General features: G+C 54.3%; 23 protein-coding genes. 17 read left to right on the top strand and 6 right to left on the bottom strand.

Annotated features, from left to right (window positions below):
• Positions 1 to 139 precede the first annotated feature (139 nt).
• Positions 140 to 1357: a beta-ketoacyl-ACP synthase I gene (gene fabB / locus ACQE3Y_RS01610; protein WP_426973031.1), complete on the top strand. Its 1218-nt coding sequence runs from the start codon at positions 140 to 142 to the stop codon at positions 1355 to 1357.
• Positions 1358 to 1527: 170 nt separating this feature from the next.
• The gene (locus tag ACQE3Y_RS01615) at positions 1528 to 2721 is read left to right on the top strand and encodes an arabinose transporter (protein ID WP_426980727.1); all 1194 of its coding nucleotides are present in this window, start codon (positions 1528 to 1530) and stop codon (positions 2719 to 2721) included.
• 30 nt (positions 2722 to 2751) lie between these two features.
• Here the strand turns inward: ACQE3Y_RS01615 and ACQE3Y_RS01620 are convergent, their stop codons facing one another.
• Entirely contained in the window at positions 2752 to 4176 is a 1425-nt protein-coding gene (locus tag ACQE3Y_RS01620) for a PLP-dependent aminotransferase family protein (RefSeq protein WP_426980928.1), read from the bottom strand.
• An 87-nt stretch (positions 4177 to 4263) separates the two neighbouring features.
• On the opposite strand from ACQE3Y_RS01620, the gene ACQE3Y_RS01625 reads away from it, so the two are divergent.
• Positions 4264 to 4716, top strand: a complete 453-nt coding sequence (locus tag ACQE3Y_RS01625; protein WP_426980728.1) for a rhodanese-like domain-containing protein — start codon at positions 4264 to 4266, stop codon at positions 4714 to 4716.
• Here the strand turns inward: ACQE3Y_RS01625 and flk are convergent, their stop codons facing one another.
• Both flk and ACQE3Y_RS01635 read right to left on the bottom strand, forming a co-directional pair.
• Positions 4717 to 5763, bottom strand: a complete 1047-nt coding sequence (flk, locus tag ACQE3Y_RS01630; RefSeq protein WP_426980729.1) for a flagella biosynthesis regulator Flk — start codon at positions 5761 to 5763, stop codon at positions 4717 to 4719. It lies immediately after the preceding gene.
• A gap of 201 nt (positions 5764 to 5964) precedes the next feature.
• Positions 5965 to 6867 (bottom strand): DMT family transporter, encoded by a 903-nt coding sequence (locus tag ACQE3Y_RS01635; protein WP_426971839.1) that lies wholly within the window; start codon positions 6865 to 6867, stop codon positions 5965 to 5967.
• Positions 6868 to 6995: 128 nt separating this feature from the next.
• Between ACQE3Y_RS01635 and ACQE3Y_RS01640 the strand changes: the two genes are divergently transcribed.
• The 11 genes from ACQE3Y_RS01640 (at position 6996) to ACQE3Y_RS01690 (ending at position 19981) form a co-directional block, all read left to right on the top strand.
• Entirely contained in the window at positions 6996 to 7784 is a 789-nt protein-coding gene (locus tag ACQE3Y_RS01640) for an AraC family transcriptional regulator (protein ID WP_426980730.1), read from the top strand.
• A 61-nt stretch (positions 7785 to 7845) separates the two neighbouring features.
• Complete coding sequence (pdxB, locus tag ACQE3Y_RS01645; RefSeq protein ID WP_426980731.1) at positions 7846 to 8979, top strand: 4-phosphoerythronate dehydrogenase PdxB; 1134 nt, start codon at positions 7846 to 7848, stop codon at positions 8977 to 8979.
• Between the two features lie 104 nt (positions 8980 to 9083).
• Positions 9084 to 10094: an aspartate-semialdehyde dehydrogenase gene (locus ACQE3Y_RS01650; RefSeq protein ID WP_426980732.1), complete on the top strand. Its 1011-nt coding sequence runs from the start codon at positions 9084 to 9086 to the stop codon at positions 10092 to 10094.
• Positions 10094 to 10906, top strand: a complete 813-nt coding sequence (truA, locus tag ACQE3Y_RS01655) for a tRNA pseudouridine(38-40) synthase TruA (protein ID WP_426971843.1) — start codon at positions 10094 to 10096, stop codon at positions 10904 to 10906. Before ACQE3Y_RS01650 ends, truA begins: the two co-directional genes overlap by 1 nt.
• Before the next feature lie 33 nt (positions 10907 to 10939).
• On the top strand, positions 10940 to 11602 hold the full coding sequence (locus ACQE3Y_RS01660; RefSeq protein ID WP_250650471.1) for a DedA family protein: 663 nt from the start codon (positions 10940 to 10942) through the stop codon (positions 11600 to 11602).
• A gap of 147 nt (positions 11603 to 11749) precedes the next feature.
• The gene (gene accD / locus ACQE3Y_RS01665) at positions 11750 to 12661 is read left to right on the top strand and encodes an acetyl-CoA carboxylase, carboxyltransferase subunit beta (protein ID WP_426971844.1); all 912 of its coding nucleotides are present in this window, start codon (positions 11750 to 11752) and stop codon (positions 12659 to 12661) included.
• Positions 12662 to 12728: 67 nt separating this feature from the next.
• The gene (gene folC, locus ACQE3Y_RS01670) at positions 12729 to 14003 is read left to right on the top strand and encodes a bifunctional tetrahydrofolate synthase/dihydrofolate synthase (RefSeq protein WP_426971845.1); all 1275 of its coding nucleotides are present in this window, start codon (positions 12729 to 12731) and stop codon (positions 14001 to 14003) included.
• Entirely contained in the window at positions 13993 to 14709 is a 717-nt protein-coding gene (gene dedD, locus ACQE3Y_RS01675; RefSeq protein WP_426971846.1) for a cell division protein DedD, read from the top strand. The genes folC and dedD overlap by 11 nt, the downstream gene beginning before the upstream one ends.
• A 177-nt stretch (positions 14710 to 14886) precedes the next feature.
• Complete coding sequence (cvpA, locus tag ACQE3Y_RS01680) at positions 14887 to 15372, top strand: colicin V production protein (RefSeq protein WP_085072315.1); 486 nt, start codon at positions 14887 to 14889, stop codon at positions 15370 to 15372.
• 36 nt (positions 15373 to 15408) lie between these two features.
• Positions 15409 to 16926, top strand: a complete 1518-nt coding sequence (gene purF, locus ACQE3Y_RS01685; RefSeq protein WP_426971847.1) for an amidophosphoribosyltransferase — start codon at positions 15409 to 15411, stop codon at positions 16924 to 16926.
• A gap of 1330 nt (positions 16927 to 18256) precedes the next feature.
• Positions 18257 to 19981, top strand: coding sequence for an HD domain-containing phosphohydrolase (locus ACQE3Y_RS01690; protein WP_426980733.1), 1725 nt, complete (start codon positions 18257 to 18259; stop codon positions 19979 to 19981).
• Between the two features lie 187 nt (positions 19982 to 20168).
• Here the strand turns inward: ACQE3Y_RS01690 and ACQE3Y_RS01695 are convergent, their stop codons facing one another.
• Together ACQE3Y_RS01695 and ACQE3Y_RS01700 are read right to left on the bottom strand one after the other, a co-directional pair.
• Positions 20169 to 20687 carry an AAA family ATPase gene (locus ACQE3Y_RS01695; protein WP_426980929.1) on the bottom strand — a complete coding sequence of 173 codons (519 nt, stop codon included), beginning with the start codon at positions 20685 to 20687 and terminating at the stop codon, positions 20169 to 20171.
• Positions 20672 to 21085, bottom strand: coding sequence for a helix-turn-helix domain-containing protein (locus tag ACQE3Y_RS01700; RefSeq protein WP_426980734.1), 414 nt, complete (start codon positions 21083 to 21085; stop codon positions 20672 to 20674). The genes ACQE3Y_RS01695 and ACQE3Y_RS01700 overlap by 16 nt, the downstream gene beginning before the upstream one ends.
• 92 nt (positions 21086 to 21177) lie before the next feature.
• Between ACQE3Y_RS01700 and ACQE3Y_RS01705 the strand changes: the two genes are divergently transcribed.
• From ACQE3Y_RS01705 to ACQE3Y_RS01715, 3 genes are all read left to right on the top strand, one after another.
• Entirely contained in the window at positions 21178 to 21666 is a 489-nt protein-coding gene (locus ACQE3Y_RS01705) for a DUF2938 domain-containing protein (protein WP_426971853.1), read from the top strand.
• A 156-nt stretch (positions 21667 to 21822) separates the two neighbouring features.
• A complete protein-coding gene (locus tag ACQE3Y_RS01710) occupies positions 21823 to 22965 on the top strand; it encodes a hypothetical protein (RefSeq protein WP_426971854.1) in 1143 nt (380 codons plus the stop codon).
• Positions 22962 to 23240 carry a DUF6966 domain-containing protein gene (locus ACQE3Y_RS01715; protein ID WP_426971855.1) on the top strand — a complete coding sequence of 93 codons (279 nt, stop codon included), beginning with the start codon at positions 22962 to 22964 and terminating at the stop codon, positions 23238 to 23240. Before ACQE3Y_RS01710 ends, ACQE3Y_RS01715 begins: the two co-directional genes overlap by 4 nt.
• Before the next feature lie 56 nt (positions 23241 to 23296).
• On the opposite strand, the gene ACQE3Y_RS01720 is transcribed toward ACQE3Y_RS01715, so the two are convergent.
• Positions 23297 to 24490, bottom strand: coding sequence for an MFS transporter (locus tag ACQE3Y_RS01720; RefSeq protein ID WP_426980735.1), 1194 nt, complete (start codon positions 24488 to 24490; stop codon positions 23297 to 23299).
• Between the last annotated feature and the right edge of the window lie 18 nt (positions 24491 to 24508).

The raw sequence follows: 24508 nt of genomic DNA on the forward strand, positions 1-24508 counted from the left end.
AGGCAGTGCCGCGATTTTAGCGAGAGCGGTCACATCACGCAAATTTACACAACTATTTTGCTGATCGGACTTGTTCGGCGTACAAGTGTAAGCTAGAGTGCCTGCTAAAACCTAATTATGATGATGGAAGAGGTATTTGATGAAACGTGCAGTGATTACTGGCCTGGGAATCGTTTCCAGCATTGGCAACAACCAGGAAGAAGTCCTGGCATCTCTGCGTGAAGGTCGCTCTGGCATTACCTTCTCTCAAGAGATGAAAGATTCCGGCATGCGTAGTCACGTCTGGGGTAACGTTAAGCTTGATACCACCGGCCTCATCGATCGCAAAATCGTGCGTTTTATGAGTGATGCGTCCATTTATGCCTATCTTTCAATGGCTGAAGCGATTAAAGACGCTGGGCTGAGCGACGAAACCTACCAAAATAATCCGCGTGTGGGCCTGATTGCCGGTTCCGGCGGCGGTTCTCCGCGTTTCCAGGTGTTTGGCGCTGATGCTATGCGTAGCCCGCGCGGCCTGAAAGCAGTGGGTCCATATGTAGTAACCAAAGCGATGGCCTCTGGCGTTTCTGCCTGCCTGGCGACGCCGTTCAAAATCCACGGCGTTAACTACTCCATTAGCTCCGCCTGCGCCACTTCCGCGCACTGTATCGGTAACGCGGTAGAGCAGATCCAGTTGGGTAAACAGGATATCGTTTTTGCCGGCGGCGGCGAAGAGCTGTGCTGGGAAATGGCCTGTGAGTTTGATGCCATGGGCGCGCTTTCTACCCGTTATAACGACACGCCAGAAAAAGCGTCCCGTACTTATGATGCCAACCGTGACGGCTTTGTTATCGCTGGCGGCGGCGGTATGGTTGTAGTTGAAGAGCTGGAACATGCGCTGGCGCGTGGCGCGCATATCTACGCAGAGATCGTGGGCTACGGCGCAACCTCCGACGGCGCTGATATGGTTGCCCCGTCAGGCGAAGGCGCAGTGCGCTGCATGAAAATGGCGACGCAGGGCGTGGATACCCCTATCGACTATATCAATACCCACGGCACCTCAACGCCGGTTGGCGATGCGAAAGAACTGGGTGCGATTCGTGAAGTGTTTGGCGAGAACCAGCCGGCCATTTCCGCAACCAAAGCCATGACCGGTCACTCGCTGGGTGCCGCAGGCGTACAGGAAGCGATCTACACCCTGCTGATGCTGGAGCACGGTTTTATCGCGCCAAGCATTAACGTGGAAGAGCTGGATCCGGTGGCGGAAGGAATGAACATCGTTACCACGCCAACCGAACGTCAACTGACCACGGTGATGTCCAACAGCTTCGGCTTTGGCGGCACCAACGCAACGCTGACGCTGCGTAAATATCAGTAATCGTTTAATGAAAAGCCCGGCGAAAGCCGGGCTTTTTTGTATCTGCAATCTGCTATCGTCATGATATTGCGTAAACTCTCACGTTACCAACGCATTCAGACCAGTGCTCTGCTGGCGTGATGGACGCGGTAACTGACCTGCGTCCGCAATATTCAGGAGATACATGACGAATGTCCGAGACGACAATCAATTCATCTTCCCGGAGTACGGCTTTAGTTGCCTGCACCTCCTTCGCGGTATTTTTAACCTATTTGACCGCAGGCCTGGCGCTGCCGGTTATTCCGCTGTTTGTACATCAGGAGCTGGGTTACAGCAATCTCATGGTCGGCGTGGCGGTGGGTATCCAGTTTTTCGCCACGCTGTTGACGCGTGGACTGGCCGGCAAGCGGGCCGATCGCCACGGCGCAAAAATCACTACCCAGCAGGGCATGATGGCAATCGCGTTGGTTGGCGTCGCCTATTTGCTGGCGGCTCAGCTGGCGCTGCCAGCGGCAGGGAAATTCGCGCTGCTGGCGCTGGGACGACTGCTGTTAGGGTTTGGCGAAAGCCTGCTGTTGACCGGCAACATGACCTGGGGACTGGGGCTGGTCGGGCCGAAGCGCTCCGGCCTTGTAATGTCCTGGAACGGCATGGCCATCTATGGCGCGCTGGCGGCTGGCGCGCCGCTGGGGCTGTGGATCCATGCGCACTGGGGGTTTAGCGGGCTGGGCATCGTTGCGCTTGTCCTGCCGCTGCTGGCACTGGGGTTGAACAGCAGGATCCGGACGGTTCCAACCCAGAGCGGCGAACGCCCATCGCTGTGGCGCGTGGTGGGGCAAATTCTGTCACCGGGCAGCGCGCTGGCGCTGCAGGGCGTGGGTTTTGCAGTCATTGGCACCTTTACTTCGCTATGGTTTGCAGAGCGTCACTGGGGCAATGCGGGTTTTGCCCTGAGCGCCTTTGGCGGTGCTTTTGTATTGATGCGCATCTTTTTTGGCAACTTGCCTGACCGTTTGGGCGGCGTGCGCGTTGCGGTAGCTTCACTGGCCATTGAGGCGGCTGGACTGGTGCTGCTGGGATTTTCATTCAACGGCTGGATGGCGCTGGCGGGCGCGGCGCTGACCGGCTGCGGCTGTTCGCTGGTCTTCCCGGCATTGGGCGTGGAAGTGGTGAAACGCGTAGCGCCGCAGGTGCGAGGCACGGCGCTGGGCGGATTCGCTGCCTTTCAGGATGTGGCCTACGGCATCAGCGGACCGCTGACCGGCCTGCTGGCGACCTCGCTGGGGTATGGCTCGGTTTATTTTGCCGCTGCCGCATGTGCTTTGCTTGGCCTGCTGCTGTCGCTGTTAATGGTGCGTCAGGTAAAAACACCATCCGCACCATAATAGCGCTTATCATTACTGGCGGGCATAGATTCAGAACAGGCCCGCCAGCCGGTTCACGCCGCTGATGATTTCCGCGCGCTCCAGCGCGGAAAACCCCAGCAGCCAGCCCTGCTGTTCCGGCATATCGTTGAGCCAGCAGGGTGCCAGACGCGGCAACAGCAGCTGTTGCGCCGCCGCTCGTGCGGTCAGCTCAGCTTCATTCCCTTTACGCAGTAAAACCGTCATCTGCAGTCCGCCACGGCAGGGCAGCACCTCCAGCTGGTCGGGCAACAGCTCGGCAAGCCGTTCCTGCAGCAGATCACGCCGGCTGTGATAAAGCTGGCGCATCAGCCGCAGATGCGCTGCGTAATGGCCCTGCTCAATAAAGGCTGCGGTCACCGCCTGCGGCAGCTGTGCGCTGTGCCCATCCATCACGCTTCGTAAACGGATCAGCGGCGTCACCAGCGGCTCAGGCACCACCATCCATGCCAGACGCAGCGAAGGGAACAGCGATTTGGAAAAGGTGCCAAGATAGATGGTGCGCTGTGGCGCCAGTCCCTGCATGGCGGGCATCGGCTGCGCGTCGTACCAGAATTCGCTGTCGTAATCATCTTCGATAATCCAGCTTTGCCGCTTTTCCGCCAGCGCCAGCCACGCCAGCCGACGTTCAAGGCTAAGCGCCGGGCCAATGGGATATTGATGCGAGGGCGTCAGATAGATAAGCCGTGGCGTACCGTCGCCGGGTATGGCTCCCTGCTCATCAACCGCTATGCCAGTCACGCGCGCGCCTGCACTATGAAAAGCGTGGCGTGCCCCGGGATAGCCCGGATTTTCCATCCACACCTCTTCGCCGCTGTCGAGCAGTAGCAGCGCCAGCATCTGTAATGCCTGCTGTGAGCTGGTTAACACCAGCAGCTGCTCAGGCTCACAGCGCACGCCGCGCGCCTGAGCCAGCCAGGTGCTTAATGCCTGACGCAGCGGCAGCCAGCCTTGTGGATCGCCATAACGCATCAGGGTGTTGCCATGCACTCTTTGCTGGCGAGCGGTGAGCCTGCGCCACAGCTCGTGAGGAAATGCGCGCAGTTCCGGCGAGCCAGCGGCAAAAGCGTGAGGAAAGGGCGGATCCTGGCAGCCTCCGCTGGCGATGACCGTTGCCGCTCGTGCTGAAGGGGTAAAGGGCAACGCGGCGGCGGATCTGCTGGCAGCGGGAGCGCGCACCGTAATAGCGACAAACGTTCCCTGGCCGGTTTTGCGATGCAGATAGCCTTCGCTTTCCAGTTGGCCGTAGGCGGCCTCTGTCGTTACCCGTGACAGTTTTAGCTCAGCGGCCAATAAACGCGAAGAGGGCAGACGGCTTCCTGCTGGCAGACTGCCTTCGCTAATGGTCTGACGCAGCGCGCCGCAGAGCCGGTCACGCCGGGTCGCGCCCGTTTGGGTAGCATAAAGCATGGAGATACGTGCGCTAAGCGAGGCCATAATGGGTCTTATCAGCAAAGAATAATCGGTATCAGTCATCATACCGAAGAGCCGCTATGATGGCAGAAAAACCAACGGAGAAAAAACATGTCAATCACTTCCAGCGTTCTGGCTTTCCCCCCACCTGAAGCGGAGGCCAGCGCAGCCTGGCTGGCGCATAAACTGGCGCATTATGCGGATGCATGGGACGTAGCTGAAGACTTAGCCAATGGTGTAACGGAGATCGTGGTAATAGATGCGCGTTCAGCGCAGGCGTGGCAGGCCGGGCATATCTGCGGCGCAGTGAATTTTCCCCATCGCGATATGACGCCGGAGAGTCTGGCGCGCCTCGATCGCAGCAAGGTCTATATCACCTACTGCGATGGCATCGGCTGCAATGGTTCGACTAAGGCGGCGTGGAAACTGGCCAGCGCCGGGCTGCGGGTAAAGGAGCTGATCGGCGGACTCGATTTTTGGCGTCGCGACCAGCATCCGGTTGTTACAGGAGATAGCCCTGGCGAATGGCCGCAGCAGGCTACGGCGCGTGACTGCGGCTGTTAATTAAAACAGCAGCCAAAGCAGGCCAATAACCAGCAGCACTATCAGCGCAGCCAGAGCAGGCCGGTTCGCCAGCGGCTGCAGCGGCGCCGGAAGCCAGGGAACCAGCGGGTTATAGATGGGTTGCGGATTAATATCGCTGGCTACGCGCGGCGTCTCGCTGTCGCTAATGCGCTCGGCGCGACGGGAAAACAGCAGGTTCAGCAGATCCTGCGCCTGCGCGGTAGTCAGAATGGTCTGCGGCGTCGCCTGGAAATTTTGCAGGCTGTACGTTTCTAACATCTGCTGTTCAGCGTTATCCAGCGGATGCTTCAGCGCGGCCTCCAGCATATGCAGCGTCGGGGCATGCTGCTGGCTCAGTGTCTGACGAACCTGCAAATATTGCGTCAGCAGCGGAAAGTGGCGTAACGGGATAGGATCGCCGCTTTTCAGACCGACCAGCTTCAGGGTCGATGACCAGACCGTTGAGGGCTGCTCGCCGGTTGCGGCCGCCAGTTTGACCACTTGTTGATTCAGCGTCTGATGTTCTGCAGGCAGCAGCGAGCGATCGCTGTTGCGCGTTAATTGCGGCTGCGGAATGGTCATTTGACCGTTCTGCAACATGGTCAGCACCTGACGTAGCTGATCCTGCGACAGCGAACTGAGCACCGTATGACCAAAATGCTGGCGGATAAAATCGCTAACGGCCTGGCGATTATTGCCCTGCGGCAGCAGCTCGGTCAGCTGGTGTAACAGTTGGCGGGTCGCGTGATTATTTTGTACCTGCGTAAGCCTGCCATTAAGGAAGTTTTCCGCAGCGGGGAAGTGGCGCGACTGCAACTCGGCATCGTTTTTCACTCCCACCTCGCGGCGTAATCCCGCCCACAGCTCAGGCGCTTTCAGGGTACTGAGCGACATAATGCGCACCACCAGCCTTTCCAGCGTAGTGCGCTGGCCAGGAGAAAGCGGTTGCTCGCCGGGCGTGCCGCCGCTGCGCGGGGCCTGGCCGGATACGCCGGGTACAGTAGTACGATCGCCCTGGGGCGCGCCGGGGCCAGTAAGAGGTTGCATGGCGGAATCCTTAAAACGGCAGGTCAATATCCGGGGCGCGCCGGAAAAGTAGAATAGTCGGCTATGATACCAATCCTGGCGCGGAAAATGTAGGGAATCAGGTGGGATAATTCATTACCGGCGGCGTTTATTACGGGCAGATGCGGGGAAGTCGCAGCACCGGCCCGATTCAGCGCGGAAAAAGCGTACAATCTTAGCGCGTCAGGCCGCTGGATCGTTAGCCGCACGCTGAGCGGCAGTCAGCGGTATGCGCAGGCGCTGCGCCACAATCACGCCAAGCAGCGTAATGCCGCCGCCGATAAAATGATAGCTTTGCAGGGTTTCATGCAAAAACAGCACGGCAATTATCGCAGTAAATATCGGCACCAGATTCATGAAAATGCTGGTGGTGCTGGCACCCATGCGCAGTACACCCTGGATCCAGAGGAACGGCGCGATAATCGAGGCGGGAATACCGGCAAACAGCACCAGCGGGATATTCTGGGCGTTCAGGCTGATATCCGGCGCACGTAAAAAACCGGGAAGTAGCAACAGTACACCGAAGAAAATCTGCATATAGAGGCTTTGCCAGCCCGGCAGGGTAAGCGCCCAGCGCCGGGTCAGGACACCATAGAGTGCGTACGAGGTTGAGGCGGCAAACATCATGAGTTCGCCTTTGCCCATGCCGTGCGTCAGCAGCTGAGCCGGGTTCCCCTGGCTTACCAGCCAGGTCAGCCCGCCGAATGAAAGCAGGCTTCCCAGCAGAATTCCCAGCGTCGGCGCAACACGCAGAATAACCACGCTTAACAGTACCGTCAGCAGCGGGATCAGCGCGTTCAGGATGCCCATAAACAGAGCAGTCACGCTGTGCGCTGCGTAATAGGTCAGACACTGGTACAGCACCATACCCAACAGGCCAAGCACCAGCAGCTTCCACCATACCTGCGCCACCTCACGACGGTTGCGCCAGACGGCAGGCAGCACAAAGGGCGTTAGCGCCAGCAGCGCCAGCAGCCAGCGATAAAGGGAGATGGCCGCCGGATCGATAGCGCCAGCGGAAAGCTTGCTGACAATGGCGTTAACCGACCAGATCAGCACCGCAAACAGGGGAAATAAAAAGCTCATAATGGTTTCAACGTCTTTGAATCAATAGTGGACAGTGTACGCTTGTCCGTTTTCAGACAGATAGTTAATATCAGACAAAATGTATCACTGACCGGACAGACAGGCGTTCGGCGCAGCCGGGAGAAAAGATGGTTCAGCTTGTTTATCAGGAACCCGCCTTTGCCAGCGATTTCCGTTTCTTCCTGCGTTATGAGCAAACCAATGCCCGTACGGAATATTTGCCGCACGCGCACCGCTGGGGGCAACTAATTTTTGTCGAAGGGAACGTATTGCAGATAGAGGTGGAGGGCAAACGTCTGCTGACACCCGCCGCGTTCCCGGTCTGGATCCCGCCTGAGCATCAACATGCCAGCTATAACCATAAGCATACCCGGCTACTGACCTTTAATATCGCTGTGGAACGCTGCGTCGGCATGCCGCAGCAGGCTTGTCTGATCCAAAGCGGTCCGATCGTTAAGGCGATTATGGCCGATTTTGCCGCGCGGCAGCTGCATATACCGCAGATCACGGCTGATTTACGCCTCTGCGAAGTGGTGCTGGATCAACTGTTGCAGGCGCCAGTGCAGGAGAGCTATCTGCCGCGCTCCGATGATAAATATCTGGCGCCGGTGCTGCAGGCGCTGGAAAACTATCCCGGTGATAACCGTACGCTGGCGCAGTGGGCGAAGCAGGTCTATACCACCGAGCGTACGCTGGCGCGGCGCTGCCAGGCTCAGTTGGGGATGACTTTTAGCGAGTGGCGACAGCGGCTGCGATTCCTGCAGGCAATTTCGCTGCTGGAGCAGGGGATGCAGGTGCAGGATATTGCGCTGGAACTGGGCTACAGTTCCTCTTCCGCGCTGATCGTTATGTTTCAGCAGCAGGCGGGCACCACGCCGGAACGCTACCGGGCGCGTGGACGGCACGTCGCGGCATGAATTCCCTGTCTGGATATGGCAACATAACCGCCAATTTTTCAGCTGATGCAGGAAAGCCGTTGTGAAAATTCTGGTAGATGAAAATATGCCTTATGCCCGTGAGCTATTTAGCCGCACCGGGGAAGTGGTTGCGGTACCTGGTCGGCCCGTTCCCACCGAGGCACTGAACGATGCGGATGCGCTGATGGTACGCTCGGTCACCAAGGTGAATGAGGCGCTGCTGGGCGGCAAAGGGATAAAGTTTGTTGGCACCGCCACGGCGGGCACCGATCATGTCGATGAGGATTTTCTGGCGCGCGCCGGGATTGGCTTTTCCGCTGCGCCCGGCTGCAACGCCATCGCCGTAGTGGAATACGTTTTTTCTGCGCTGCTGATGCTGGCGGAACGCGATGGCTTTCAGCTAAGCGATCGCACCGTGGGGATTGTGGGCGTCGGCAACGTTGGCGGGCGTCTGCAAAAACGGCTCGAAGCGCTGGGCATTAAGACGCTGCTGTGCGATCCGCCACGTGCCGATCGCGGCGACGCGGGTGAGTTTCATTCACTGGAGAAGCTGGTGGCGGAAGCGGATGTGCTGACCTTCCATACGCCGCTGCATAAAGCGGGGCCTTATCAGACGCTGCACCTGGCCGATGAAACGCTGCTGCAGGCGTTGCAGCCGGACTCGATTTTAATCAATGCCTGCCGTGGATCGGTGGTGGATAACGCCGCCTTGCTGCGGGTGCTGCAGCAGCGTCGCGATTTAAGCGTGGTGCTGGATGTGTGGGAACCGGAGCCGGATCTGAACGTGGCGCTGCTGGAGCGGGTAGATATCGGCACCCCGCATATTGCTGGCTATACGCTGGAAGGAAAAGCGCGCGGCACCACGCAGGTATTTGAAGCCTGGACGCGCTTTATCGGTCAGGCGCAGCAGGTGGCGCTGGAGACGCTGCTGCCTGCGCCGGAGTTTGACCGCATTACGCTGCGCGGCCCGCTGGATCAGCCAACGCTAAAACGTCTGGCGCATCTGGTGTATGATGTGCGCCGCGATGATGCGCCGCTGAGAAAAGTCGCAGGCCAGCCCGGTGAATTTGATCGCCTGCGCAAGCAATATCTGGAACGACGCGAATGGTCATCGCTGCGGGTTGAGTGTGATAACGCTGACGCGGCGGCGCTGCTGCAAAAGCTGGGCTTTAATGCGGTCCATCAGCCAGCATAACCCTTATTATTTCGCCTGCGCTTATCGCAGGGGAATAATCTGAATCAACGGGCGGTGAATATCACCGCCTTCTGTTTTTATGTCATTGTCTGGAGTAAACCAACATGTCTGACGGCTGGAATATTGCGCTTTTAGGCGCGACAGGCGCAGTAGGGAACGCTTTACTGGAGTTGCTGGCCGAACGCCAGTTCCCGGTTGGTGAAATGTATTTGTTGGCAAGCGAGCGTAGCGCTGGAGAAAGCGTACGGTTTGCCGGGCACTCTTTGCGCGTTCAGGACGCCAGTGAATTTGACTGGTCGCAGGCGCAGCTGGCCTTTTTTGTGGCCGGTCGCGATGCGTCGGCGCGCTACGCAGAGGAAGCGGCCAGCGCAGGTTGTCTGGTGATTGACAGCAGCGATCTGTTTGCGCTGGAACCGGATGTGCCGCTGGTGGTGCCGGATGTGAATCCTCAGGTGCTGGCGGACTACCGTAACCGCAATATCATTAGCGTTGCGGACAGCCTGACCAGTCAGCTGCTGAGCGCCATCAAGCCGCTTACCGATCAGGCCGGTCTGGGCCGTCTGCAGGTGACTAATCTGCTGTCGGTATCGGCGCACGGCAAGGCGGCGGTAGATTCGCTGGCGGGCGAAAGTGCGCGTCTGCTGAACGGCCTGCCAGCCGAAGAGCATCACTTTGGCCGTCAGTTAGCGTTTAACCTGTTACCGCAGTTGCCGGACAACACCGGCAGCGTGGAAAGCGAACGTCGTCTGGTTGAGCAGGTGCGTAAAGTGCTGCAGGACGAAGGATTACCGATCGCGGTCAGCAGCGTGCAGGCGCCGGTGTTTTACGGCAATGCGCAGATTGTGCATCTGGAAAGCCTGCGTCCGCTTTCAGCGGAAGAGGCGCGCGATGAGCTGTCGCGCATCGATGAGATTGTGTTGTCGGATGAAAACAACTATCCGACTCAGGTAACGGATGCCTCAGATAATGCCAATCTCAATGTGGGTTGTCTGCGTAACGATTACGGTATCCCGGAACTGCTGCAGTTCTGGTCGGTGGCCGATAACGTGCGCTTCGGCGGCGCGCTGATGGCGATAAAAACTGCTGAAAAGCTGGTACAGGAGTATCTGTACTAATGACGCAGGCGGTTAACCCGGGCGTCAGTAAACTGGCGCTCGGTATTGAATATGACGGCAGCCGTTATTATGGCTGGCAGCGACAGCAGGAAGTGCGCAGCGTGCAGGCACGTCTGGAGCAGGCACTGTCGCAGGTGGCAAACCATGACGTTACGGTATTTTGTGCCGGACGTACCGATGCGGGCGTACACGGCACCGGCCAGGTGGTGCATTTTGAAACCACGTCGGTACGGAAAGACGCCGCCTGGACGTTGGGCGTCAACGCTAATTTGCCGGACGATATTGCTGTGCGTTGGGTAAAAGCGGTGCCGGACGAATTTCATGCGCGCTTTAGCGCAACGGCGCGGCGTTATCGCTATGTGATTTATAATCACCGGCTGCGTCCGGCGATTTTGCACGGTGGCGTAACGCATTTTCATCTGCCGCTGGATGTGGAAAAAATGCACCGCGCCGGGCAGTGTTTGTTGGGCGAAAACGACTTTACCTCGTTTCGTGCGGTGCAGTGCCAGTCGCGCACGCCCTGGCGTAATGTGATGCACCTTAACGTCAGCCGCCACGGCGGTTATGTGGTGGTAGATATCAAGGCCAACGCGTTTGTCCATCATATGGTGCGCAATATCGTTGGCAGTTTGCTGGAGATCGGCTGCGGCAATCAGCCTGAAGGCTGGATGGCTGAGCTGCTGGCGGCCAAAGATCGTAAGCTGGCCGCCGCAACGGCCAAAGCGGAGGGACTTTATCTGGTCGCCGTTGATTACCCGGCGCATTTTGCTTTACCCCGGCCCCCGATGGGGCCGCTGTTTCTCGAAGATTAACTTTCAGGCGCTGCCGCTCACTAAGGAAGAGTTATGGATCTAATCCATTTTGTTGTTGATTTTATCCTGCATATTGATGTCCATATGGCCGAGCTGGTGGCGCAGTATGGCATGTGGGTATACGCCATTCTGTTTCTGATTTTGTTTTGCGAAACCGGACTGGTGGTGACGCCGTTTTTACCCGGCGATTCGCTGCTGTTTGTTGCAGGCGCGCTGGCGGCGCTGCCGGATAACGATCTCAACGTGCATGTTATGGTAACGCTGCTGGTGATCGCTGCGGTGCTGGGCGATGCGGTTAACTACACTATTGGGCGGCTGTTTGGCGCACGGCTCTTCAGCAATCCCAACTCGCGTATTTTCCGCCGCAGCTATCTGGATAAAACCCACGCTTTTTACGAGCGTCACGGCGGAAAAACCATTATTCTTGCGCGCTTCGTGCCGATCGTCCGCACCTTTGCGCCGTTCGTCGCGGGCATGGGACATATGTCTTATCGCCATTTCGCGCTGTTTAACGTAGCCGGCGCGCTGCTGTGGGTGCTGTTGTTCTCTTATGCGGGCTACTTCTTTGGCGCGCTGCCGATGGTTCAGGAAAATCTGAAGCTGTTGATTGTGGCGATCATCGTGGTATCGATACTGCCGGGCGTGGTGGAAGTGTGGCGTCATCGCCGTGCGGCCCGCCAGCAAAAACAGCCTTAAGCTATCGGCGCTAACGGGTATGACCAGATTTTTATCCACAGCGCGTAATGGTTATGGTTTAATGAGCGACATTTATGGTCTGCTGAAGACGGCTTCAGCAGCAACAAGAAAAACTGGTCTCACCAGGTTCAAACAGAAAGGTCATCAATGAGCTGGATTGAACGAATTCTCAATAAGAGCACAATTACCCCGTCGCGCAGAGCAAACATTCCTGAAGGGGTCTGGACAAAATGCGACAGCTGCGGGCAGGTGCTTTACCGTGCCGAGCTGGAGCGCAACCTGGAAGTTTGCCCAAAATGCGACCATCACATGCGTATGCATGCGCGCGAGCGCCTGCACAGCCTGTTAGATCAGGGCACGCTGGTTGAGTTGGGTAGCGAACTGGAACCGAAAGACGTTCTCAAGTTCCGCGACTCCAAAAAGTATAAGGATCGCCTGGCTGCGGCGCAGAAAGAAACTGAAGAGAAAGACGCGCTGATCGTCATGAAGGGCACGCTGCACAGCATGCCAATTGTGGCCGCTGCGTTTGAATTCTCCTTTATGGGCGGCTCAATGGGCTCCGTCGTCGGCGCGCGCTTTGTCCGTGCCGTAGAGCAGGCGCTGGAAGATAACTGCCCGCTGATCTGTTTCTCCGCCAGTGGCGGCGCCCGTATGCAGGAAGCGCTGATGTCGCTGATGCAGATGGCGAAAACCAGTGCAGCGCTGGCGAAAATGCGTGAGCGCGGTCTGCCTTATATTTCTGTATTAACCGACCCGACCATGGGCGGCGTTTCCGCCAGTTTCGCCATGCTGGGCGACCTGAACGTGGCGGAGCCGAAAGCGCTGATTGGTTTTGCCGGCCCGCGCGTGATTGAGCAGACGGTACGTGAAAAACTGCCGCCGGGCTTCCAGCGCAGCGAGTTCCTGATTGAAAAAGGCGCGATCGATATGATTATCCGCCGTCCGGAAATGCGCTATAAACTGGCGAGCCTGCTGGCGAAAATGCAGAATCTGCCTGCGCCGCTGCCCGATCACGTTGATCAGCCGGACGAGCCGAAATCGGAAAGCCAAGAGGCCTGACAGATGATGGAAAGGCGTCTTTCACGACGCCTTTCACCAATGAACCGTAACCTTGTGAACGGGATCCATGGAAAATCTTCACCTTCCTCAAGCCACGTCGCCTCTGGCCGCGTGGCTTTATTATCTTGAGCGTCTGCATACGCAGGCCATCGATCTCGGTCTGACGCGCGTTGAACGCGTAGCCCGTACGCTCGATCTGTTAAAACCCGCCCCCTGTGTGTTTACCGTTGCCGGCACTAACGGCAAAGGCACCACCTGCCGCACCCTGGAGACGCTGCTGATAGCCGCCGGTTATCGCGTTGGCGTTTACAGCTCGCCGCATCTGCTGCGCTATACCGAGCGGGTGCGTATTCAGGGCGATGAACTGCCGGAAACGGCGCATACCGCCAGCTTTGCGGCGATTGAAGCAGGGCGCGGCGAAACCTCGCTGACCTATTTTGAGTTCAGTACGCTCTCGGCGCTGCAGCTGTTTAAACAGGCGGCGCTGGACGTGGTGATTCTGGAAGTGGGGCTGGGTGGTCGTCTTGATGCCACCAATATCGTGGATGCGGACGTGGCGGTGATCACCAGTATCGCGCTGGACCATACCGACTGGCTGGGACCGGATCGTGAAAGCATTGGCCGTGAAAAGGCGGGCGTTTTCCGCGCAGGCAAACCTGCCGTGGTCGGCGAGCCTGACATGCCGCAGAGTATCGCCCAGGTGGCGCAGGAAAAAGGCGCGCAGCTGCTGCAGCTGGACCGCGACTGGCGCTGGCAATCGCAGGAGAGCGGCTGGCGTTTTTGCAATGCCAGCATAACGCTGGAAAATCTGCCACTGCCGCAGGTGCCGCTGCCTAACGCGGCCACCGCACTGGCGGCACTGAGCGCCTCTGGCCTGCACGTCAGCGAAGCGATTATTCGTCAGCATCTGGATAAAGCGGTGCTGCCGGGACGCTTCCAGACCGTGGCACAGCAGCCGCAGGTGATTCTGGACGTGGCGCACAATCCACATGCAGCAGGTTATCTGGCCGCACGACTGGCGCAGCTGCCAAAAGCGGGGCAGGTGCATGCGGTAGTGGGCATGCTGCATGATAAAGATATTGCCGGTACGTTGGCATCTCTGGCACCGCAGGTTGATTGCTGGTATTTAGCGCCGCTGGAAGGCCCGCGCGGTGCCAGCGCAGAGCAGCTAATGGCCGAGCTACAAACGGATCGGGCAATCGCCTTTGGTTCTGTTACCGAAGCATGGCAGGCCGCCATGCAGCAGGCAGCTGTACAGGATATTGTGCTGGTATGTGGATCATTCCATACCGTGGCACAGGTCATGGAAGCGATGGAAACGGAGAAGGGCAGTGGCAAGTAAGTTTCAGAACCGTTTAGTCGGCACGGTTATTCTGGTCGCCGTTGGCGTCATTGTATTGCCGGGCCTGCTTGACGGGAAAAAAAAGCATTATAAAGAGGAATTTGCAGCGATCCCGCTGGTGCCGAAACCGGACGATCAGCAGGATAGCGATATGGTGCCGCCGGTCACGCAGTCGCTGCCATCCCAGCCGCCAGAAGGCGCTGGCGCGGCGATCGGAGGCGACAGTAATCGTCCGCAGCAGACGGGCGATAACGGCGCTGCGATACCGCAGCCCAACAGCGAACCATCGGTAGTCGCGCCGCCGCCGGTGGTGCAGTCGCCGCCACAAGTGAAAACAGAGCGACCGAAGCCGGTTGAGCAACCGAAACCGAAGCCTAAGCCAGTAGAAACGCCGAAGCCGAAACCGGTAGAGACGCCAAAGCCGGTGGAAACGCCGAAACCGGCAGAGCAAACGGCCCCGACAGGGCAAGCCTGGATGGTACAGCTGGGCGCGCTGAAAAATGCTGCCAAGGTGAATGAGATTGTGGCGCAGCTGCGTCTCTCCGGCTATCGTGCCTGGACCGTGCCGTCAACGCCGGTACAGGGGCAGATTACCCGCATCTACGTTGGTCCGGATGCCTCAAAGGCTAAAATGCAGGCTGCGGTAGGCGAACTGAAAAGTATCTCTGGCCTGAGCGGCGTGGTTAAACCTTACAGCGCACGCTAAAGAGCCCGCGCAGCAGTGGATCCCCGCACGGGGATTGCCGCTGCGCCTGCTCCCGCTGCGGTTTTTTTATTCGCTTTTTTATTTTTATGGGATGGGGAAAACGCTACGCAAACGTTTTCTTTTTCTGTTAGAATGCGCCCCGAACTGGATGCAGGGGCACTGTCGCTGGAAGAGTTCATGGTCTGGATAGATTACGTCATCATTGGGATTGTTGGTTTTTCTGCTCTTGTCAGCCTGATTCGTGGGTTTGTTCGGGAAGCTTTATCTCTTATCACCTGGGGATGCGCATTCTTTGTTGCCAGTCATTACTATCCCTTCCTTGCTGTCTGGTTCACCGGATTTGACGATCAGCTGGTGCGCAACGGTATTGCCATCGCCGTTCTCTTTATTGCTACCCTGATTGTCGGAGCAATAGTGAACTATGTGATTGGCTCGCTGGTCGAAAAAACGGGTTTGTCGGGAACCGACAGAGTACTGGGGGTCTGCTTCGGGGCACTGCGTGGCGTGCTGATCGTTTCAGCGATGCTGTTCTTCCTCGATACCTTTACCGGCTTTTCCAAAAGCCCGGACTGGCAGCAGTCTCAGCTGATCCCTGAGTTCAGTTACATCATCAGATGGTTTTTTGACTATCTGCAAAGCACGTCGAGTTTTTTACCCCGGTAATCGCGCCGGGTGTGCGGCCAATGAGGATATGACAACATGTGCGGTATTGTCGGTATCACCGGTTTTATGCCGGTCAACCAGTCGATTTATGACGCGTTAACGGTGCTCCAGCACCGTGGGCAGGATGCCGCAGGCATTTGTACCATCGATGCGCTGAACTGTTTCCGTCTGCGCAAAGCCAACGGGCTGGTCAACGATGTGTTCGAAGCTCGCCATATGCAGCGTTTGCAGGGCAATATGGGCATCGGTCATGTGCGTTATCCTACCGCCGGTAGCTCCAGCGCGTCCGAAGCGCAGCCTTTCTACGTCAACTCCCCGTACGGTATTACCCTGGCCCACAACGGTAACCTGACCAATGCGCACGAGCTGCGTAAGCAACTGTTTGAAAGCGGCCGCCGTCATGTGAATACCACCTCGGATTCAGAAATTCTGCTGAATATTTTTGCGCAGGAGCTGGATCGCTGCCCGCATCACCCGCTGGAAGCAGATGATATTTTCTCTGCCGTTGCCGCCGTACATCAGCATGTGCGCGGTGCCTACGCCTGCGTGGCAATGATTATCGGTCACGGCATGGTCGCCTTCCGCGATCCTAACGGTATCCGTCCGCTGGTGATGGGCAAGCGTGAGCTGGCTGAAGGTCGCACTGAATATATGGTGGCTTCGGAAAGCGTGGCGCTGGATACGCTGGGCTTTGAGTTTCTGCGCGACGTCGCGCCGGGCGAAGCGGTGTATATCACCGTTAACGGTCAGCTCTATACCCGCCAGTGTGCTGAAAATCCGTGTAATAACCCATGCCTGTTTGAATATGTCTATTTTGCTCGCCCGGACTCTTTCCTGGATAAGATTTCGGTCTACAGCGCCCGTGTACGCATGGGCACCAAGCTTGGTGCGAAAATCGCCCGCGAATGGGAAGACCTGGATATTGACGTGGTGATCCCAATACCGGAAACCTCCACTGACGTGGCGCTGGAAATCGCTCGCATCCTTGATAAGCCTTACCGTCAGGGCTTTGTAAAAAACCGCTATGTTGGCCGTACCTTTATCATGCCGGGTCAGCAGCTGCGTCGTAACGCGGTGCGCCGTAAACTGAATGCCAACCGTGCTGAGTTCCGCGATAAGAATGTGCTGTTGGTGGATGATTCCATTGTGCGCGGCACCACGTCAGAACAGATCATTGAGATGGCGCGTGAAGCGGGCGCGAAAAAGGTCTATCTGGCCTCTGCCGCACCGGAAATCCGTTTTCCGAACGTTTATGGCATCGATATGCCGAGCGCTACGGAACTGATTGCACACGGTCGTGAGGTGGAAGAGATCCGCCAACTGATTAAAGCCGATGCGCTGATTTTCCAGGATCTTGATGATTTGATCGAAGCGGTACGTGAAGAAAACCCGGATATTGAGCAGTTTGAATGCTCGGTCTTTAACGGTATCTACGTCACGAAAGATGTCGATCTGCAATATCTGGAGTATCTGCAATCGCTACGTAATGACGATGCCAAAGCGCTGGCGCGTCAGAACGAGGTGGAAAGCCTCGAAATGCACAACGAAGGTTAAACTTCTTTGCGGGCCGGTTCTCCGGCCCGCAGCTTTTCTGTTACAGACGACAATGCTCGTCAACAGCCCGATTGCTGCCTCCATCTGTACCTCATTGTTGTTTATCTCCTGCTTGTTTATCGCTTTCGCCGGTTTTTAGGGCAGGTTGAGCCGTATCGTTAAAGGCGACAGGCAGCAAACCTGAGCTGTTGAGCCTGCCTCTGATTTCCACTATTCCTTTCTTTAACCGTGATTACGAGCCGGGATACTCGCTCCGTTAAGAAAATACACATAGATTTTATTAATTAGTTTTGTGGGTTACATTACCTTGCTGGATATTCCTGCATGGTAGTATTAGTCTGTAGATAAAACATAATTACAGCCACTGCGTAAACCCATTGTCAATAACAGCAGTTAGCTAACCATATTGAGTTATTAAAACTCAAAGCGGCTTTTTTTAATAATAAAATATCCATTTAATAACTTAAGGTAAATTTTAATTCCAGGTCTATTTTTAATGTGTTTTTCCGAGCAAATAAAAAGAGACGAATATCTCTAAATGGCACAGCAGTCTTTTATTTAAATGTGCTCAGTCACAGGCCAGGAAATTTCAAACTATAAGAAAAAGATATGGGTTAAATAAATATGGTGCCGTCAGGCTGTAATTTTTCTTACCTGAGTCATAAAATTAAAATTTTTAATTACAAAGTGAAAGTATTACTTTTGCTAATATTGATAACATCATAATAATAAAAATGTTATTTAGTTAACTGCTTGATATTTACAGTTAAAAGATAAAGTGACGCCTCATTTAGCTAATGAGTTTGCTGATTTGAATACCTGTCCAGATAATAAGGGCTTTGATTTAACTTATTGTTATATATATGCTTTATATATTATGCTTGTTAACTTTAGTTTAAAGTAAAATAAAGTAAAGCAAAGTAAGTATCCAGCAATGATCCGAAGCTTTCTATCATAACTTACTGTATTATATTGCTTTATTACAATATGCAGTAAATCAGCCATTTTATTAAAACTATTGCGCCTCATGTAAAAAGAATATATATATTTCCCGTCGAATAAATTTGTTTATTCAGACTTGATTATGTTTTTTAAAGGGAACTACATTCTTAACATTACTGTTCTTTGACTTCGGCTTTTCCGGGTCGATTATTTTTGAGCAAGCAGTCTTAAAAAAGAATGTACCAGGGAATTGATAGTAGAAGCGCCTTGCACCTGATAACAGGTATCAAAGTACCATCTACCTAATAATAGGTATAAACCATATCTGATGCCAGATAACTGGCATTTCGGGCAACTCCTTTTAAATTTAATGCCAGGTGTTTATATTATGACTCAATATGCTTCTCCTTCATCAAATATCATTCGTTCACTACTTCAGCATACACATTCTCTGTCTGTTTATGCCGAGGACATGCCCTATGCGTTAAAGGCTGAAATCTCTGAGCTCAACCTGAATACCGGTAACATGAGCCTGGAAGTGGAGTATGGCGGCTCGAATATTGAAAAATATCTGACCAGTGACGGATTGATCTTTGATATCGAAACGTTGAAAGGGTCTCCCACCACTGAACGGGAAACCTATAGTCTTAGTAATATCCCTGCCAAACTGCACAAGACGAACAGCATGTTGTATCGTCTTGATTTTCAACTCCCTGATACCATTTTCGCTAATGATGACGAAGGCACCCTTCGTGTGCCCTTTATTCTTGGTATGCAGGCCCGTGCCCATGTTGAAGTTTATCCGCATGAACTTAACGTCCCAGGCAGGCTGCGTGAGTTATCCGTCAACTGCTGTATGGTTGAGGTGGATCTGGTCGACAGTATTGCGCTTGACGTAGGCCTGGAGATCCCCGGCATTACGCTGGAGTTTCCCAATGGCGAAAGCTTTTTTGCCGAAGGCAGGGTTCGTCATATCCGACCCTTCGGCAATCACGGTTATGCTGCGGTTTATTTTAACTTTATCAATCTTTCATCGTCTCAGTTACAGACGCTGTTTCACTTTGTAAATGAAGCAGAGAGAGAAGCTTCTTACCGCATCGGTATGAGCGGTAAATTGATTTTCAAGTCTCCTCTGTTTATTCCCGGTCATAAGGAATTAAAGATGTTAAAACTGGCAGCGATAGAGCGTGAGAAACGCGCGCGCCATATTCCGATGGAGAGTGATGTCATTAACGTGGCGCACCAGCTCCAGGCCGGGTTGATGTATCTTAAGTCCCGGAGTCAGTTCTCAATTGATGTCTTTTATGGCTGTGCCGATAGCATACTCAGCCTGGTGAGACGAGACCGTAAAGCTTTTCTCTATGCCCTGTCGGTATTATGGAATAAGCCAGAATGGGTCAGACATGCTGTGCAGGTTGCCGGTAAACTGGCTGATATGCTGCTGCTGCGTAACCCGCATCATCCCCAGGTGCGCGAAGCTGTGCTGGGTGCGCTCATGCACACTATGGGCAAACCCCTGTTAATGAGCGCCAGTCTGCCGTCCCTGAAACTGTCGATGAATCCCGCTCAGAAGGAAATTCTTCGCGGGCATGTGCAAGAGCTTATCAGAAAACTGCCGGAATCAGGTTGGATGCCCGGCCCGGTTTGCCGCGATGTGATTGAAAATGCTAATGAACGTCTGGACGGCACGGGTTATCCGGCAGGCAAACGTGGGGAGCAGCTTTCGGAGCTATCGCGACTGGTCTCGGTGATTAAGGCGATCAACAAGTTAGAGCACGCGCGTAATGATATTCCGGCTCACTCACCGCTGGAGGCTTACCGCCAGATAAATGAAGCGGGAAGCGCCTATGAAAAAGCCGCGCTTATTGAATATGTTCAACTCTACGGACCATCGCCGATTGGAAGCCTGGCCAAATACGCTGGGGGTTTTCTGGCATGGGTGATGGATACTGACAGTAAGGGCGCTCCTGCTAAAATACATGTTATCAAGGATCTCCGTTTTCCTGATTCCAATATCAGCAGTGTGATTTCGCAAAGTGATATTTCACAAATTGGTAAGTTGGAAAAAATCGTTACGCCTGCAGATTCTGGTGTCACGCCGCCGGTTTACTAATGATGCTGCTTTATCGCGATTATTGATTGATGGGCTGCCAGAGAGTTATGTATATCGAAGCAGCCTGTGTAAATTATCGCTGGCAAAAAGATTTTGCCATTTTCTCCAGCAATGGGGTTTGCCAGCAAGTTAACTCACGCCCTGTAAAGCAATACCGTCTGACGCGGTTTACCTCACAGCATTGGCTTTAAGGGTGTTCAATTACATGAAAACCTTCGTCTGCGCCGGGTTCGACAAAATAACGCGTTATCTGGTGAAACTGTTCATCCGTTGCTGAAAAATCATGCGAACCTGCAGCGTTGCGTGCGTGTAAGCGGGACTTACAGACTTCGTCAGCAACTTTGAGATAGTGCAGACAATGCTCAGCACCAGATTCTGTAATGATACTCATCATCCAGTCACGGTTTGCCAGCGTATTTGCCGGAAAATCTAAAACAACGCTTACTCCCGCCTCAAGTAATGAAACCAGGTGTGGTTTCATTGCATTTCTGAGTTTTAGTGAATACTGAACATAATCTGCTACAGAGTGCATTTCATCAGCATAGAGTGCCGCCAACCATCGATCTTCGCTAATCAACACTGTACCGGGCGAAGCTGCTAATTTTGCCGAAAGCGTGGATTTACCTGACGCGATCTTGCCACATAAAAGATGTAGCGTCGCTTTTTTGGGCGGGTAACGGTGGTCATGCTTTACCTCACTGGACAGGGATGTGTTGTAGAACGCTGAGCAGCTTTGATGATTTTCTGAAACTGCGGACACTGCATATGGCTGGGCGCGCTACAGTTCGCCACGTGACGTAGCCCGTCGCGTACTTTTGCCAGACGCTTAATCGTGTTATCAATTTCCTCTGCTTTCGCCATCAGCTGTTCGCGCTGGATTGCATAGCCTTTAGGGTTAACAACCTCAGCTATTTCATCCAGCGTAAAACCTGCCAGTCTTCCTAAAGCCACCAACGCCAGCGTCTGTATGACTTCTGCCTGGTACTGTCGCCGTAATCCTTTTCTGCCTGTCGGCGTAATGAGTCCTTTCTTTTCATAAAACCGCAGCGCAGAAGGTGATACGCCCGATATTTTTACCACCTCTGCAATATCTAACGCTTTCATTTCAGGTCCTGTTTTTCTGTTGACTTGAAGTCAGCTTCAGGTTGCACAATGCCGCACAGCTTAACATTTCAACATAAAAGGGGGCGGTAAAGATGGAAAATCTCGTATTAGATGTCATCGCTACAGGGATTGGCGCGACAGCAGTAATGGATGTATGGGGATTTTCGCAGCGGCGTTTTTTTTCTGTCCCGTCGCTGGATTATGCGCTGGTGGGCAGGGCTTTGCTGTGGCTGCGGCACGGAAAATGGGTTCACTGTCCGATTATGTCGACGCCACCGCATAAGGGAGAAAAATTAGTTGGCTGGCTGATTCACTACGTTACGGGAATCGTGTTTGCGGCGCTGTTGATAATGCTAACGGGCAAAACGTGGCTGTATCAGCCGACGCTTGCGCCTGCATTGTTGACCGGCATGCTGACGCTTTGTTTTCCGTTTTTTATTATGCAACCAATGTTGGGTTTTGGCATTGCCGCCGCGAAAACAGCTTCGCCAGCCAGGGCGCGCCTGCGCAGCCTGATGACCCACCTGGTGTTTGGCATGGGCCTCTATTTTACGGCGCTGGTTCTAAGCTGGCTGAAGTGAAAACGTTATTCTCAGCCAATAAATCTTTCCAGCGATAATCACAGGAACCGTTGTAGTTGATTTATTAATTTCATGAAAATCATAGGTTTTTATGGTTGAAGCTGCTGACAGGATGTGCGATTTTTATCCTGTGTTTCCATCATAAGGATATGATGCATGAGCTTCAGCCTGCCTGGAACCGATCTTTATTACCTGCCACGTGACGATTTGGCCCCGGAAAAATATGAGGAAATTATTTCTCCTTATTCCGCCTGGTGGCATATCGACAGCAAATACGTTTTTGATGACCGTCCAACGTTGGGATTTCAGCTGATTAATATGTATCAGCGCGACGTTAACGGTTATACCAACCAGCTGCCGCCGCACGGGCCGCGGGAGCGGGAAAAGCTACGAAGAATGCTCTTCAGCGGCGAGGTGGTGATGCTCGGCGGGTCTTCTGTCACAAAGGGGGAGTTGTTTTATATTGATGAGCATGGCGAACTGATTTGCCGCAACCCTCTGGCGTATAAGTTTGACGGGGCGCGGGATATTATCCGTGAGTATAAGCGGTCGGTTGCCCGCCGCGACTACAGCAGGAGGGGCGGAAAACCACGTCCCACGGTGTTACCTGCCCGGCAGGCGAAGGTAAAGCAGTCCGCGCCGTTGAACATCATCAACAGCAAAACCGCCGGACGGCTGCTGGCGGCAGGCGGGATGTATAACGGTAATCCCGACGGTTTCAGACAGACCGCAGAACAGCTCGGAGGCGATGCGCTCGCCGGTTATCAGCAGATGATGTCTGACGAGGTCAAAGGCCTGCTTATCGCAGGCGCTTCTGTTGCAGCTGCTTTCGGTATGGGTCATTTAGGTGCAAGCAGTAAAATTTTTGAACTAAGAAGCTTACATGTTCTTGGAAAGGTTGAGGGAGAATACTCAATGATAAAGCCAGGACCGTTACCTAATGATATCGCCGGGACATTTTCTGGTGGCATATACAAAGAAATAATATTATCAACCGATACGACATTCTTTCGGGGTGGCGTAGCCAATAGGCCATTGGGCCAGTTTTTCGGATATGAACAACCTCAAGGCATACTACAAACCCGCATAGATAAAGCCTTGTTACCCAGGTGGCCTAACGGTAATAAATCACCCCTTGATAGCTATCATAAAATACAAATCCCTGCGGGAACCAGGGTGTATGTGGGTGAGGTTGGATATCAGAATGCCCTTTATTCGGGCGGTACGGAACAAGTGTTAATAATGGAGCCGTGGGAAATTCCTGGCGTTAAAGTACTGAGCAGCGGAGGTTTAAAATGAAGCATGAGATACGAAAAATCATTACTGATATTGCCTGTATACTCTCATCCAATGATGAGCTTTCATGGGCGAAAGAATTTGAAAATTTAGGCTCGGCGCTTGATATGGACTACGAGTCATCGCTTAGATCGCTGAAGGCGCTATATGGCGGCATGGGATCATTTAACGATCTTGTTCTTCATAAAGAGGGTATACCTTTGCTTTATGAAAATAGAAAGCTTAATAACTTACGCCGCAAACTCTACAATCAGCTTGAATTAGCTACCGCATCATGACGTTGCTTAGCATAAAACTAACAGGGGTTCCCATAGCGGCAAGCCCCGTCAAAAACTTAATGCTCTACCGGCGGAGGCAACAGCAGGATCGGGAGCAGTCCGAGCAGAATCGCCACCGATGCCGTCAGCAGCACACCATTAATTGATGTGAAGCGCAGGAGCAGGCTTCCCGCCAGCGCACCTGAGCCAATCGCCACATTGAAAATAGCGACATAAATTGCCGAAGCGGCCTGTGCGGCAGCGCCAGCCAGCCGTAACAGCCACGTTTGAAAGCCGACAAAAATCACCGCAATGCCTGTTCCCCAGCCCAACAGCAGTAATCCAGTCACAGCCGGATGCCGCTGTAAAGGCAATATGGCTAACAGCGCAACGGCAGCCGCCGCCATGATTAGTGCTGCAATCGCCAGACCTTTCAAATGACGATCAATAAGCTTACCCGCCAGCACATTGCCAACAATACCCGCCAGTCCGAATACCAACAGCAGCATGCTTACCAGCGGGGCAGGCAACCGTAAGGTTTCTGACAACAAGGGTTCTATCCAGGTAAAGGCTGCAAAATGCGCGGTAATCACACAGGCAGTGGCGAGATAAAGCTGTAAAAAAGAGCGCTGCGTTAAGAGCGCTGACAGTGCACGCAGCCCGATCGGAGATGTCGCCCGCAGAGGTGGAACGCTGCAGGCGATAACGCAGGCGGTTAACAGAGCAATCACGGCAACAATAATAAAGGCGCTACGCCATCCCGCCACGTTCGCCAGAAAATTAGCCAGTGGCACGCTTGCCACACTGGCAGCGGAAACCCCGCCAAAAATAATTGCGGTCGCTAATCCAAAGCGGGCAGGCGGAACCAACTGGGCGGCAACGGTGCCGATCAATGCCCAAAAAGCACCATGAGCCAGCGCGCCAGTGATGCGTGCCGCCAGCAGCAGATTGAAAGAACTGGCCCAGGCGACGGCAAGGCAGGATGCTGCCAATACCAGCATCATGCCGGTCAGCAGCATGTGGCGCGGAACGCGCTGCGGCAAAGCCCCGGAAAGCAGTGCGGCCACCGCTGCTACCCAGGCATAGGCCGTGACGATGATCCCGGTCCCGGCCTGAGACTGGTTAAAATCCTGCGCCAGTGCCGAGAGCAGGCCGATCGGGGCCAGTTCGCTGGTCACAATAGTAAAAGCGCTAATGCCCAGCGCCACCACGGCCAGCCAGCTACGCCAGCTCTGAATAGCTGGCTTCTCAAGAATTGCGGTTCTGCTCATATCTGGTTCCTTGTCTTA

Origin of the sequence: Pantoea sp. FN0305, assembly GCF_050113845.1 — a bacterium.
In the GTDB taxonomy this organism is placed as follows: Bacteria; Pseudomonadota; Gammaproteobacteria; order Enterobacterales; family Enterobacteriaceae; genus Mixta; species Mixta alhagi.